The 13524-nt window shown below is 38.5% G+C and carries 12 protein-coding genes; 1 reads left to right on the top strand and 11 read right to left on the bottom strand.

Features of this window, described 5'->3' with window-relative positions; genetic code table 11:
* The 3 genes from JK629_RS08405 to JK629_RS08395 all read right to left on the bottom strand — a co-directional run bounded on the left by JK629_RS08405 (position 1) and on the right by JK629_RS08395 (position 2460).
* Entirely contained in the window at positions 1-795 is a 795-nt protein-coding gene (locus tag JK629_RS08405) for a hypothetical protein (protein ID WP_202335216.1), read from the bottom strand.
* Positions 782-1348 (bottom strand): RNA polymerase sigma factor, encoded by a 567-nt coding sequence (locus tag JK629_RS08400; RefSeq protein ID WP_202335215.1) that lies wholly within the window; start codon positions 1346-1348, stop codon positions 782-784. Before JK629_RS08400 ends, JK629_RS08405 begins: the two co-directional genes overlap by 14 nt.
* A gap of 134 nt (positions 1349-1482) precedes the next feature.
* The gene (locus tag JK629_RS08395) at positions 1483-2460 is read right to left on the bottom strand and encodes a polyprenyl synthetase family protein (RefSeq protein ID WP_202335214.1); all 978 of its coding nucleotides are present in this window, start codon (positions 2458-2460) and stop codon (positions 1483-1485) included.
* 322 nt (positions 2461-2782) lie between these two features.
* Here JK629_RS08395 and JK629_RS08390 point away from each other — a divergent pair, with 322 nt between their 5' ends.
* On the top strand, positions 2783-3589 hold the full coding sequence (locus tag JK629_RS08390) for a T9SS-dependent choice-of-anchor J family protein (protein ID WP_202335213.1): 807 nt from the start codon (positions 2783-2785) through the stop codon (positions 3587-3589).
* A 48-nt stretch (positions 3590-3637) separates the two neighbouring features.
* On the opposite strand, the gene rlmN is transcribed toward JK629_RS08390, so the two are convergent.
* The 8 genes from rlmN to JK629_RS08350 form a co-directional block, all read right to left on the bottom strand.
* A complete protein-coding gene (gene rlmN / locus JK629_RS08385) occupies positions 3638-4678 on the bottom strand; it encodes a 23S rRNA (adenine(2503)-C(2))-methyltransferase RlmN (RefSeq protein ID WP_202335212.1) in 1041 nt (346 codons plus the stop codon).
* An 81-nt stretch (positions 4679-4759) separates the two neighbouring features.
* Positions 4760-6418, bottom strand: a complete 1659-nt coding sequence (locus JK629_RS08380) for a T9SS type A sorting domain-containing protein (RefSeq protein ID WP_202335211.1) — start codon at positions 6416-6418, stop codon at positions 4760-4762.
* A gap of 130 nt (positions 6419-6548) precedes the next feature.
* On the bottom strand, positions 6549-7598 hold the full coding sequence (gene queA, locus JK629_RS08375) for a tRNA preQ1(34) S-adenosylmethionine ribosyltransferase-isomerase QueA (protein ID WP_202335210.1): 1050 nt from the start codon (positions 7596-7598) through the stop codon (positions 6549-6551).
* Positions 7599-7750: 152 nt separating this feature from the next.
* Positions 7751-8995, bottom strand: a complete 1245-nt coding sequence (locus JK629_RS08370; RefSeq protein WP_202335209.1) for a 3-phosphoshikimate 1-carboxyvinyltransferase — start codon at positions 8993-8995, stop codon at positions 7751-7753.
* Positions 8992-9234, bottom strand: coding sequence for a hypothetical protein (locus tag JK629_RS08365; protein WP_202335208.1), 243 nt, complete (start codon positions 9232-9234; stop codon positions 8992-8994). The genes JK629_RS08370 and JK629_RS08365 overlap by 4 nt, the downstream gene beginning before the upstream one ends.
* Entirely contained in the window at positions 9235-9561 is a 327-nt protein-coding gene (locus JK629_RS08360) for a nucleotide pyrophosphohydrolase (RefSeq protein ID WP_202335207.1), read from the bottom strand.
* A complete protein-coding gene (locus JK629_RS08355) occupies positions 9561-11579 on the bottom strand; it encodes a transglutaminase domain-containing protein (RefSeq protein WP_202335206.1) in 2019 nt (672 codons plus the stop codon). The genes JK629_RS08360 and JK629_RS08355 overlap by 1 nt, the downstream gene beginning before the upstream one ends.
* A 13-nt stretch (positions 11580-11592) precedes the next feature.
* Positions 11593-13491, bottom strand: coding sequence for a DUF3857 domain-containing protein (locus JK629_RS08350; RefSeq protein WP_202335205.1), 1899 nt, complete (start codon positions 13489-13491; stop codon positions 11593-11595).
* Between the last annotated feature and the right edge of the window lie 33 nt (positions 13492-13524).

Below are 13524 nucleotides of genomic sequence, written 5' to 3'. Positions count from 1 at the left end.
TTAATCGTTACGTTCCGAAACCGCGGTTCTAATCTTATTGAAACCTTCGCCTAGGGCGTCAAAAACCTTGTCGCGGAAACTTTTTTCAAGCTCCCATTCTACGTCCTGCAACAGAGCGGTGGCATCTACCTTAGGACTGCTAAGAATTCGTTGGGTTTGAATATCGCGACGGGCGCTGTTTAGCAATGCTTCCACTTCGGTGGCGGTAACTTTAGTGTTGTTTTCCTGCAATTTTTTAACCGATGCAACCACTTCATCTACCTTGGTATTAAAAATCCTGTTTTCTTCAGAAGGAACGGGCTTCTCAACATTCATGGGTTGTTTCACTTCCATGTGTTCGGCAATGGCTTCGGTCTTTTCAATCTTTTCTTCAACGGCAGATTTTTTTCTTACATTGGGTTGTGGAAGCAGTTGCGATTTATTTGAACGGGGCGTTTGTTTATTTTCCTGTTGCTTTTCAGAAGTATTTTTATCATTCTTTTTTTCTTCCGAAGCAATTTCTTCCTTATTGATACTTTGTGGAACAGTTTCAGAATTCTCTTCAATTTTGGGCTGGTCTATACTTTCATCAACTACTTGATTGTTTATCTCTGGAGCATTTCTACTAAAGAAAATTGATGCTACTATTAGCAACCCCGCAAAACTTGCGGCTGCGTAATACCAAAAAAAGTTTTTCCTTTTGGGCTGTTCGGCATCCAGTTTTGCTTCCAGTTTTCTCCATGCGTCGGCTGATGGCTTAAGTTCTCTTGCCTCCAGCTTTTCGCGAATGTTGTCTTCCAATTTATAGGGTGCCATAGCTTAAATTATTTTGTTGTTTTACCATATTTTTAAGCATCTTGCGTGCTTTGAAAAGTTGCGTTTTTGAAGTGTTTTCACTAATCTGTAACAACTCTCCTATCTCACTGTGTTTATAACCTTCCACCGCATAGAGCACAAACACTGTTTTGTAACCCTCCGGCAGACTATCTATCATTTTTTGGATATCGGCTTCCTCAAGTTCGGTTTCAATAAAAGTGGAATGCTCTGTTGTGTTATCTATTTCCGCTTCGGAAACGAAATGCAGCTTTTTGTCCTTCCGAAGTTGCGAAATACTCTCGTTCACCATAATTCTTCGTATCCAACCCTCAAAACTGCCTTCGTTCTTAAAATCATTTAAATGTGTAAGCATTTTGAAAAATCCCGAAAGCATAACCTCCTCAGCCAAATCATTATTTTTTAAATACTGTCTGCACACGCCCAACATTTTTGGCGAAAACATTTCAAATAATTGATGCTGCGCACGGCGGTCGCCTTTGGACGCTTTGGCAATCAACTTTGAATAGTTTTTATGTAAGGGTATAATTTTCAAAATACGCTTTGCTGTTTAAGGCTTCTATTTTAATAGACGCAGATGTTTGAATAATGGTTGTCTGAAGTTAAAAAAGTTTTCAGTTTTTATTCGCAGTTTGCAGTTAAACCACTGCATACGGGCACTGCTTACTGCTACTTTTTCCTGTCAATTACGTAATTCACCATTAACTCCAATGATTCCTTATAAGGTGAGGGGGGATAAGTTTCAAGAAGTTGCAGCGCATGTTTTTGATACTCCTTCATTTTTGCAACCGCATAATCAAGACCGCCGTTATCTTTTACAAAGGCGATAACCTCCTTAACGCGCTGCTTGTCTTTGTTATGGTTTTTAACCGAATTGATAAGCCATTTTTTTTCTTGGGAAGAAGAGTTATTTAACGCATATATTAAAGGTAACGTCATTTTCTGCTCCTTAATATCGATGCCCGTAGGCTTGCCAATGCGCTCGTTGCCATAATCGAAAAGATCATCCTTTATTTGAAAGGCGGTGCCAATAAGCTCGCCAAACTTGCGCATTTTTTCAACTTCCTCATCAGGTGCCATCACGGAACGTGCGCCCATGGCACAACAAGCTGCTATTAATGTGGCGGTTTTTTGGCGAATTATTTCAAAATAGATTTCTTCGGTAATGTCGAGCCTACGGGCTTTCTCAATCTGTAGCAATTCGCCCTCGCTCATTTCGCGCACGGCTACCGAAATAATTTTCAAAAGATCAAAATCGTCATTATCTATTGAAAGAAGCAATCCTTTTGAAAGAAGATAATCGCCAACCAAAACAGCTATTTTATTTTTCCAAAGTGCGTTTATGGAGAAGAAACCCCGGCGGCGGTCGCTGTCATCCACCACATCATCGTGCACCAAAGTTGCGGTATGAATAAGCTCGATAACAGACGCACCGCGATAGGTACGTTCGTTTACTTGGCCGTTGCCGGTCATTTTTGCAATCAAAAAAACAAACATGGGGCGCATCTGTTTTCCCTTTCGGTTTACAACGTAATGGGTGATTCTATTTAATAGGGAGACTTTGGAAGACATGGAAGCGGAGAACTTTTTCTCAAAAAGCTCCATCTCGGTTTCAATAGGAAGTTTAATGCGCGAAACTATCTTCATAAAGGTTCAAAGATAGTTAAAAATGAGCGATGGATTTTGTTACGATATTTTATAAAATCCTTCAAAAATGGTTGCGCAATACTTCTATTAACAAAATTTTAGTAGCCCCCCATAATCTCCCAAAAACAAATAAAGCAACCAAAGACGGCCTTTAAGAAGAAATTAATAAAAAACGTGTTAATAATTGAGCATAACACAAAGCAACACAATGAACTTTTCAGAATATTCAAAAATGCGTTAAACTCTTGGGAAGTGTCGTAAAACAAGGGCTCAAAGGTTAACTTTGGAACAATAAAATTTTTAACCCTAATTAATATTTAAAATGAAAAAAATTACATTATTGGCCGCATTATTTGCTGGCTTTGCTATGAATGCACAGACTGTTTTCTTTACAGACGATTTCAATGATGAAGACGTTTCAGATTGGACTCGATATGACGAAGATGGAGATGGAAATTTTTGGGCTGATCTATTTGTTGTTGAAGACGGAAACGGAAACCCTGTAACTCCAGTTTCAATTATTTCAAGATCTTGGCAAGGTGTTCCATTAACTCCAGATAACTGGATTGTGTCTCCTGCAATTGATTTAACAACTGCAAATGGCTTGGTTGAATTATCATGGAAAGTTCAAGCTGCAGCTGCAACTTGGGATTTAGAGAAGTACAGTGTATATGTTGGTACAAGTAGCGATATTGCAGATTTAGAAAATGCAACTGTTACTTTTACAGAAGTTTACGATGACCCTGATAACTTAGGAACTCAATATGATCGTTCCCTAGACCTTTCTAGCTTAGCCGGTGAGATGGTTTATGTTGCTTTCAGACACCATGATGTTACCGATCAAGATTTTCTTTCAATTGACGATGTAATGATTACTGGTGTTTTAGCAGTGGGAACAAACGAGTTCCAAGGTTTCAAACACTTCGTTGCTAACGGTCAATTAAACCTTTCTGCTAACACTGCTATGGAGCGTGTTGCTCTTTACAATATGTTAGGCCAAGAAGTAGTTGCTCAAAAACTTGCCAGCAACAACGAAACTGTGAATATTTCTGGACTTCAGTCTGGTGTTTACATTGCTTCTGTTACTATCGACGGTGCAACCAAAACTTTCAGAATTGTAAAAAAATAATTTAAGTTTTATACTGAATTCAAAAAGAGCGGCAATTGCCGCTCTTTTTTATTGTTTATTTGCCAACTGCCCACAGGCAGCGTCAATATCCTTACCTCTGCTTCTTCTAACTGTTACCGGAATTCGTTCGTGTTCCAAAGCTTGAAGGTAATCTTCTATAACAGTAGGTGAAGCTTGCTGAAAACGGCCGTCATCAATTGGGTTGTATTCTATTATATTTACCTTGCAGGGTACGTACTTGCAAAAAGTGACTAAGGCTTCAATATCGGCCCATTTATCGTTTATACCTTTCCAAACAATGTATTCGTATGTGATTTTTCTTTTGGTTTTGCTGTACCAATATTCCAAGGATTCTCTTAAATCGGGTAATGTAAAATTCTTTGCAAAAGGCATAATCTGCTCCCGTGTTCCTTGAATTGCGGAATGCAGGGAAACGGCAAGGTTGAATTTCACTTCATCATCTGCCAACTTTTTTATCATTTTCGGCACGCCGGAAGTTGACACGACAATTCTTTTTGGCGACATTCCCAAACCTTCTTCCGAAGTAATTTTCGCTATGGATTCAAGAACGTTTTTATAATTCATAAGCGGTTCGCCCATACCCATAAATACAATATTTGAAAGCGGTTTGTCGTGGTACAGACGGCTTTCCTTATCTATTGCTACTACTTGATCGTAAATTTCATCGGGGTTCAAGTTCCGCATTCTTTTCAACCGAGCGGTGGCACAAAATGTACAATCCAAACTGCAACCCACTTGCGAGGATACACAGGCGGTAGTCCTTTTTTTGGTAGGAATTAAAACGGATTCCACCACAAAATCATCATGCAATTTTACAGCATTTTTTATCGTCCCATCGCTACTCTTTTGAATTTGGTCAACCTTAATATGGTTAATTACAAAATTTTCATTGAGGTGGGCACGGGTTTCCTTGGAAAGGTTGGTCATATCATCAAAATTGTGAATGCCCTTATTCCATAGCCAATCGTAAACTTGTGTACCCCGAAAAGCTTTGTCGCCAATACTTTCAAAAAAACTTCGAAGTTCTTCTTTTGAAAGTGCCCTTATGTCCTTTTTTTCTGAAACCATCGTGCAAAATTACTGTATTTTAAAGAAAAAAGCCTCTTTCCTTGGCAGAATAGAGGCTCTTTGGATAAATAGAATTAAGGCTTACTTTTTTATTATAATTTTTTTAGTGATGGAGTCCTTGCTATCCTCGTCAGTTAAATATAAAAAATACACTCCTTCTGTAAGATTATCCACTGCTATGGTGTTCATAGTATTTGACAATGACCCTGAATGTATACGTTGTCCCATAACATTTAAAAACTGAAAGGACAAATGTGGATATCTATTATTCATTACTGTTAACGATGTGCTTGCCGGATTTGGATAGATTTTAAGATCGCCTATAAGCTGAAATTCTGGTACGTTCAAAATATTTTGAAGTGTTTCAATAGAGGTTAAGCCCGTATTATTGGGGTCTAACCAATCTTGCAGACGTGTTTCTGGAGTGTTCCCAGAACTCCAAGAAACCCCAAACCTACCGTAAACATCATAATCCTTATTGTTTTCTTGGCCATTACAGGCAGATTGGCCTGCATATAGCTGTCCAATTATTTTACCGTTTTCATTAAATAGGGGCGAGCCAGAGGAACCGCTTTCTGTAGTTCCTATTTCCCAACCATCGCCGCTACCGTGCGCTCCGCCACCTATTAACCAAACTTGTGTTCCGTTGGCATCTACTTTTGTAGCGCCAGAGTCATCCCTGCATACTTTCATAATATCTCCATTGGGATGGTGTATTCCCACTTCAAACTCAGGGTTGTTATCGGTATTGTCCCATCCTGCAAAGACCACATCCCAGGATTCGGGAATGGCATCAAATAATTCTACAAGTGCAAAATCACTAAAGCTATTTTTAGCCTTAAGCTCAGCACCGCTTATTGTAAAATTTGTTTGAATATCTCCACTTTCTTCGCCTGTTGCACAGACCGGAGAGGGGCTTACCCAATTAAACCGGACTGTCCAAAGCGCTGGATTGCTATTTTCAAGACAATGGTTGGCTGTTAGCAAATATGGTGTTTTATCGTTTTGGGCATTATTCAACAGTGCTGCCGAGCATAAGTAGCCATTACCTAAATTCAATAAAGCAACAGCTTTTTTGACGATATCCTTATTTGGGTCAAAATCGCTTCCAATAGGACAGTTCACATCATAGTTACAAGCTCCTGAATCATTCATACCACGGTTTCCCTCCAAAAGGGCACTGACCCTTCCCATCCTATAGCCGTGAATGACACTATTTATTTGAAGTCTTGGCGTACCTTGAATTCCTGGAGGCTGGTAATATTCTATCCAGATTACGTCTCCTTCTACAAACCAAGTTCCTATTTGCCCACCTATTCTGTTTTGTGAATTTGTATAGGTCCTGGTAACATCTGTACGGTCCTGATTAAAAAGCTGAAGTCGGGATCCAAGTGGTAAAAAGAAATCATCAAAATTAACACTTAGGTTAAGCGCCCCAGGTGATTTTATAGTAGCTTGCCAAATTTTTCCACCGTTTGGCAATACGGTCCAAAGCCCATTCCTTTCCATATTTAGAACTATGGGTCTTTCAATTCCATAACGCCATGGCAAACTTTTGTCCAAATCATTTATGCTGTCCTGTTGCATTATTAATTCAAAATCCAATATAGGAAGATTAACGATAGGTGGGTATTCGGCAAAATTAAAATCCCAGCTTTTAGGCAAATCTTGCCCTCCACCTTGTGAAAAGGCAGTAAAAATTGCAAAACTTAAGATGAAGAAAAGTATTGTTTTTTTCATTCAAAAAGCTGGATAATATTATATTAAAGGAACACTAAGGTATATTTTTTCTTTGAGATAAGAAAACCAAACACTTATAAATTAAAAAATCCCGAAAATGTCGGGATTTTAATATACGTAGATGTAAGCGTTAAATAATCAACATGGCATCACCATAAGTGTAGAACCTGTATTTTTCCTTTACGGCTTCGGCATAAGCCTGTTTAATGAAATCGTGACCCGCAAAAGCAGAAACCATCATCAATAGGGTAGATTTTGGGGTGTGAAAGTTTGTTACCATCGCATTAGCTATACTGAAATCATACGGAGGAAAAATAAACTTATTGGTCCATCCTTTGTAAGAGTTAAGGGTATGATTTGATGAAACGGAACTTTCCAGAGCACGCATTGCTGTTGTCCCAACAGCGCAAACGCGTCTTTTCTTTTGTATGCCTGTATTAATAATATTTACGGCTTTTTGGTCAATTTCCATTTCCTCAGAATCCATCTTGTGTTTTGAAAGATCCTCTACCTCAACAGAGCTGAAAGTGCCCAGACCTACATGAAGGGTAACTTCAGCCACGTTTACACCTTTAATTTCAAGGCGTTTCAACAAATGTTTTGAAAAGTGCAGGCCAGCCGTAGGTGCTGCAACAGCTCCTTCGTTTTTAGCAAAGATAGTTTGATACCGCTCTGCATCTTCTGGCTCTACCTCTCTTTTTATATATTTCGGAAGGGGTGTTTCACCTAATTCCGTCAACTTATTGCGGAATTCCTCATAAGAGCCATCAAAAAGAAAACGGAGTGTTCTTCCACGCGAAGTAGTGTTATCGATCACTTCTGCCACCAGGGTTTCATCATCTCCAAAATACAGCTTATTCCCTATTCTTATTTTTCTGGCAGGATCTACCAAAACATCCCAAAGACGCGTTTCTGGATTCAATTCCCTTAAAAGAAAAACTTCAATGCGGGCCCCGGTCTTTTCTTTGTTCCCGAACAAACGCGCCGGAAAAACCTTTGTATTGTTAGTTACCAATACATCATCTTCCTCAAAATAATCAATTAGATCCTTGAACATTTTATGTTCAATGGTTTTGGTTTTCCTGTCCAGAACCATCAATCGTGACTCGTCACGGTTCGGAGCTGGATATTCAGCTAATAATTCCTCTGGAAGGTTGAAGTTGAAGTTTGAAAGTTTCATTCCCATAATGCGTTGTGTCTTTAGATTTTAAAAGGCTGCAAATATACAACCTCAAAACAGGCGTTGTCAAGTAAATGAAGGTTTATTATTTGGAAATGTTTTGCGATGAGTACAGGATGCGGGATATGGAAGATGTTTGGAAAGCAAAAATTCTATTTTGCGGAACTGCCCAACTCACATACCACCCCAATTTTTTGAAGGTCTTTCCAGAAATTTGGGTACGATTTTGAAACTACTTCAGCGTTTTGAATGGTAAGCTCCGTTCTTAAAGCCAGGGGTGCAAAAGCCATCGCCATTCGGTGGTCTTGATACGTTTCAATAGTTTTATTTAAATAAATCTGCGATGTTTTTTCGAGACTTAGTGAATTTTCATCAATCTGAACCGTAGCGCCCAATTTTTCCAGTTCAGTTTTCAATGCCAAGAGTCTGTCAGTTTCCTTAATTTTTAAGGTGTGGAGTCCCGTCAGCCTACAACTTATTCCCAAACCAAAACAACTTACGGCAATAGTTTGCGCCAAATCTGGTGTATTAGAAAGATCGAGCAACAAGGAATCTGGCAGGGGAATGTCTTTTTTTACAAGTGATATGGTTTTTTCAGAAGCATTAAAAACCGTTTCTACGCCCAATGAATTATAGAGTTGCGCCAAAGCGGCATCTCCCTGTAAACTTTCTCTTGAAAAGCTGCCTAATGTGACTTGAAGACTTTCGGAAAGCGCAACCAAACTATAAAAATAAGAGGCTGAGCTCCAATCAGATTCCACAATTAAAGACTGTTTTTCAACATTTTTTGCAGCGGAAACCACGATTTCATTATTGGCAAAACTGCTTTCAATTCCAATTTTTTTCAACAGTGAAAGGGTCATTTCAATATAAGGTACGGAAGTGGTATTACCGTCTAAAACAATTTTCAACCCATGGGGCAACATGGGCGCCATGAGCATCAATGCAGAAATATACTGACTGCTCACGTTTGCTTTGATGGTTACCTCAGTTTTCAAAAGTTTTTTTCCCTTTATTTTTAGAGGCGGGAAACCTTCATTTTTAACAAATGCAATATCAGCGCCCAAATTTCTGAGTGCTTCCACCAAAATACCTATGGGGCGTTGCTGCATACGCTGGCTACCGGTGAGCAATATAGCCGCGCCCTCCTTTGCAGCAAAGTAAGCCGTCAAGAAACGCATGGCGGTGCCGGCATGGTGCACATCCACCGTTCCGTTTATGACGTTCAATGCCTTTTTGAGTACTGTAGAATCGTCACTTTCCGATAGATTTTCAATAGAAATATTTGGAAATTGTGCCTGAAGGATCAATAGGCGGTTCGATTCGCTTTTTGAACCGCCGATATTGATTTTTATATTTTCCGAAGGAAGCTCTCCACGTTTTAGAATGGCTTTCATTGCCCAGAATCCTTTTCCTTAAGCTTTGCTCTAAATTTTCCGAAAGTGACAAAAAAACCATAAACAAACCCCGCTACAAAAAGGGTGAGGAAAAATAGTACCGGGTTTTGTTCGGTGAAATAAGCTATTTCAAAACCTTCTATGGCCCATTTAATAAGTGAAAAAAGCACCACGAAAGCAATGGCAAGCGCAAACACCGATTTCCAAAAGCCCTTTGTATTTATAACTTTTTTGAACATTTATTTCAGTTTATCGTTATTATGGTGCCGATCGTGGTCGCGTTTGGCCTTTAGGTCCAGTTTTTCCTGAAAGGCTTTTTCAAGATCAACCCCAGTTTGGTTTGCAAGGCAGAGTACCACAAAAATAACATCGGCAAGCTCTTCTCCCAGATCTTTGGTTTTGTCGGTTTCCTTTTCACTTTGTTCGCCATAGCGGCGTGCTATGATACGTGCTACTTCACCAACTTCTTCAGTGAGCTGCGCCATATTGGTAAGTTCGTTAAAATAGCGAACTCCATGCTGTTTTATCCAATTATCTACTACCTGTTGTGCGTTTTTAATATCCATTATGCCTTTGAAAGTACAACTTTTTCGTTTTCCTTAGCTATTAAAAGTTCAAAGAATTTTTTCAAATTACCATATTCATCAGCGGCGATGAAAGATTTGTTTATGGAAAACTCTACAGATAACTGTAGCTTGTTGCCCATTTGGGATATTAAATAACGATAGCTCCCAGTATTTTCACCTAAGTTGAATACTGCATTTTCCGGCATAGATTCCACTTTGTATCCTTCGGGTACTGTAATGTTTATAATGTAACGATCTTTCATAGGATAACCAAAATCAATAGGATAGTCGCGAGTTTCGGGCTTAAATGGACTCTCTTTGGTTGCCATAAAAACCATGGGCGAAAAATATAGCTTGCCCGCCACATCTTCTACTGCATCAATAGATTCGAAATCATAATTCAGTGAAACGGGTTTTCCCACAGTTTCTAGATTTTCAAAATGCAGTGCAGAAAGTTCTGCTTGATTACTGTTTTTTTCTATCGCTTTGCGCTGAGCATCTTCATTTAAGCTTTTATATTCTGTTCTGTAATATAAAGCGTAATTGCCCGTGAACCTGGTTTGCGCCTTTCCAGTAACGGACATATTTGATTTAATTTCAGCATTTACCATTGCGCTCTTTACTGCGGGGGTTTGGGGCGTCAAGGAAACCCAGCCCGAAGAGCCGTCTTTCTTTATAATTCTTCCTTGCCAGTTCATTATGCTGGGTCTTAAAACACCTATTTCTGCATTTTTATTGGTTGCGTCGAGCAGTAAAACCCCTTGCGGAAGTTCTACCCCTGCAATTACATAGTTAAAACCATTGCGTGTTGGGAACAAAGGCATTCCGTGATTCTTGGTGCTTACTAGAACAGGATCGGCATTCAAATTTGCTTTGCGCAACATAGCCACAAGCATCAGATTAATATCGGCTACATTTCCGGACCCTTTTTTATAAGCTTCCTTAACGCCTTCATTTGTGTAATAACTTGTATTATTATTCCAAGTCATTTTATTTAACACATATGAAAATATACGGCTCACTTTTTCTTCGGGATTGCTGACGCCCTTTAATAGATTATTTAAATCGTCCTCAAAATAATTGTCTCGGGCCAGTTCGTCTCCAAAAGAGTCTACTTGATAGATGCCTTTTGAAACATCTTCCCATGTAGTGGAGTAGGTGTCCAACGGACTCCCCGGAAAATCAACATAGCTCAACTCAAACTTAAGGCTGGTGGAGTAATTATCAATATTACCTACATATGCTTCTTCCTTCATTGCGGGAACATTGCTCAGTTTTATTAAATATATATCCTCTTTTAACTTTACTTCTCTTGCGCCTCCTTTGTTTACCATGTTTCCGTATTTATCAAACTCGGAGCGTGCGTTTGATAATGAAATTGTACGGTCTCTTCTATCCTTATCCACTTTATAGGGAACCCACCCTTTTTGGTGTGTTTTAAAAACGAAATATTCTGGAGAAGCAAAACGTACCTCCACATTCTCAACAGGAATGGTTTCCTGAAAACGGAACTCATCAATATTGCTTATAAAAGGTGATTTGATGGTGTATTTATATTCTATGATACACCCTTCTTTTACATCTGGCATAGTGAATCTTACCTTATGGATATATTTGTTAGTTTTCTCTTCAAAAATCCCTTCACTTTTAAGTTTTATTTCTTCAATTTTTTCATTGGCTCCCAAATGATAGGTATAAGCTTTTAATCCTGAAATTTCGTCCTTGCCTGAGCTACCTTGGTACAGATCAACTTCTTTTGTAGCCCAATCAAAGCCTTCTTTATTGTAGATTTTAATACGTTCAAAAACATCTGTAACCATATAAAATCCAGAGTCACTTGAATACTCAAAATTTGAATGCGTTTCCCTATATAAAATTGCAGCTTCTGCCGATGGTTCTGAGGGATGTTCTTTTTGGAGCAGTTCTTCCTTGGAGACTTTTCCAAATTTATAGTTTTGGGCTACCGATGTGCCAAAAAAGCACAAAATTGCAATCAGGGTAAGTAAACTTGGTTTCATTGGGTAGAGATGTTTATTGTACATTTTGTTTTAAAAGTATTTTTGTTTTGTCCAAACGGGCGATATTCCTAAGAAAATCACGGTAATTTTCATATTCTGAAGGAGGATATTCCCCTTTTTTTATAAGTATTCTGCGAGTATATATCAATTTATCATCAGCATTGCTGAAACCCATTTGATAGGTTCCAAACTTGGTTTCCAGTATAGTTTCTTCCGGAAGGCCATCTACTTCAAAGTTTTCAGGTATTTCAATTTCAACGGAATCAGTATGGATGTATCCGTTATCAATGTATAGGTTTTGTTTGCGGTTTTCAATTCGCGGTGGAATGTGCTGGTTTTGGTTGAAAATATTAGCACAAAAAAGATAATCATTGCCTACCGGATTTGCATAATTTGGAATATTGAGCGCCAATTCTTCTTCAAAAACCACAGTTTCCCTATCGTTATTGAATTGTACATCCGCAATCGAGAAACCATTGATGTAGCTCCATTTCTTTTTGTAGTACTGGTCTATATCCTCCTGTTTTTGTTTGGGAAGTAAATATTTTCCATCATACTGCAGCCCTTTTGATACACTTTTAAAATTTGCCACTACGTTGCCAGCTGCATCTACTTTTACTTTTGAAATATTCTCTCTTGTGTTTTCTTCAGTTTCATAAATTTTGGTATGGGCTATTTTACCGCCTTCTGGTGTTAATATTAGCACATCCCTATCGTCAGTAAAATTACCAATATAGCCATAGGGCGTATCTTGGCTGGTACATTCCAACCATGTTATTTCATCATTATTAGGTATTCCTAAAATGATATGATTTCCTTGAATGGAAGAAAAATCTTCCATAATATCCCACTCTGTTTCATCGCCGTATACAATTGTATAGTACGATGGAACGCCCACGGCATCAAGTAGTACTTTGGTGTAGTTTGTTAATGCTTTGCAATCGCCATAGCTCAACTTATCTACTTCAGAGGCAAGCATCGGTTTCCACCCACCAATGCCTATATTAATGCTTACATAGCGAACCTTATCTTGTACAAATTGATATATCTTTCGCGCTTTACCTTCGTTGGTTGTTTCATTTGCCACAAGACTTTTAACGCGTGCCACAGTACCTTCGGGAAGATCGCTAACATCAGAAAGTAAACTTTTATTCATCCAACTTCCAAATTGCTGCCAATCCTTACCCGAGCCGGCAGTTCCTTTTAATTTAAAGTTGTTTAGCGATACATAAACTACAGGGAATATTTTACTCATCGATACGCTGTGCTCCTCATAGCGAATTGCCGCAAGATTTGTAGCTGAAAAGATTAATTCTTCAGGTGTTTCAGAAATTGAGATATCAAAACCTTCCAAATTTTGTGGTTTGTATTTTGGCTTGTTCGCTGGATCATATTTTATTTTCATTACACTCTTTTGGGTACTTTCCGCATACCCATTTAACGGAACCCAAGAGCTTAAAAAAGCGGTATCACCCGTTTCTGTTTCACTGTCAAAAACCACAATATATGGGTATGTAGTGGGGGTGTAATTTACGCCCAACATACGGTCATCACTATAAATACTGATGCCCGTACGGCTCACATCCATAAAATCCTTTTTTTTAAAATGCTCTATTTGCTTACCCGAAGCATTGTATATTCTTACCTCAATATCTTTTACGCGTGAATTTTCATCGTAAAATTCATAGAGCCGCGTATCGCCATCGCCCAATTTATTAAGCACAGCTACCACGCGGTGATTTTTCTGCTCTAATTTATTGTAATTGGTAACATCAATCTCAACCAATTCATCAATAAGTACACTGTTGGAATATTCAGTAAGTTCCTTGGAAATAGATGCTATAGAATAATTGGTTTGGGAAAATATATGAGCTGAGCAAAATAGAATTGCCAAGCAAAAAATCTTTTTCATAAAGTTTATTTATTGCTTGGCAATATATAAAAA

This window comes from Aequorivita iocasae (assembly GCF_016757735.1).
Taxonomy (GTDB): domain Bacteria; phylum Bacteroidota; class Bacteroidia; order Flavobacteriales; family Flavobacteriaceae; genus Aequorivita; species Aequorivita iocasae.
The sequence above is the reverse complement of the archived record's forward strand: the minus strand, read 5'-3'. Positions and strand labels throughout refer to the sequence as shown.

Coding starts and splice junctions, on each gene's coding strand:
- JK629_RS08405 (WP_202335216.1), bottom strand. CDS start 795: ATGGCACCCTATAAATTGGAAGACAACATTCGCGAAAAGCTGGAGGCA.
- JK629_RS08395 (WP_202335214.1), bottom strand. CDS start 2,460: ATGAAGATAGTTTCGCGCATTAAACTTCCTATTGAAACCGAGATGGAG.
- JK629_RS08390 (WP_202335213.1), top strand. CDS start 2,783: ATGAAAAAAATTACATTATTGGCCGCATTATTTGCTGGCTTTGCTATG.
- rlmN (WP_202335212.1), bottom strand. CDS start 4,678: ATGGTTTCAGAAAAAAAGGACATAAGGGCACTTTCAAAAGAAGAACTT.
- JK629_RS08380 (WP_202335211.1), bottom strand. CDS start 6,418: ATGAAAAAAACAATACTTTTCTTCATCTTAAGTTTTGCAATTTTTACT.
- queA (WP_202335210.1), bottom strand. CDS start 7,598: ATGAAACTTTCAAACTTCAACTTCAACCTTCCAGAGGAATTATTAGCT.
- JK629_RS08370 (WP_202335209.1), bottom strand. CDS start 8,995: ATGAAAGCCATTCTAAAACGTGGAGAGCTTCCTTCGGAAAATATAAAA.
- JK629_RS08365 (WP_202335208.1), bottom strand. CDS start 9,234: ATGTTCAAAAAAGTTATAAATACAAAGGGCTTTTGGAAATCGGTGTTT.
- JK629_RS08360 (WP_202335207.1), bottom strand. CDS start 9,561: ATGGATATTAAAAACGCACAACAGGTAGTAGATAATTGGATAAAACAG.
- JK629_RS08355 (WP_202335206.1), bottom strand. CDS start 11,579: ATGAAACCAAGTTTACTTACCCTGATTGCAATTTTGTGCTTTTTTGGC.
- JK629_RS08350 (WP_202335205.1), bottom strand. CDS start 13,491: ATGAAAAAGATTTTTTGCTTGGCAATTCTATTTTGCTCAGCTCATATA.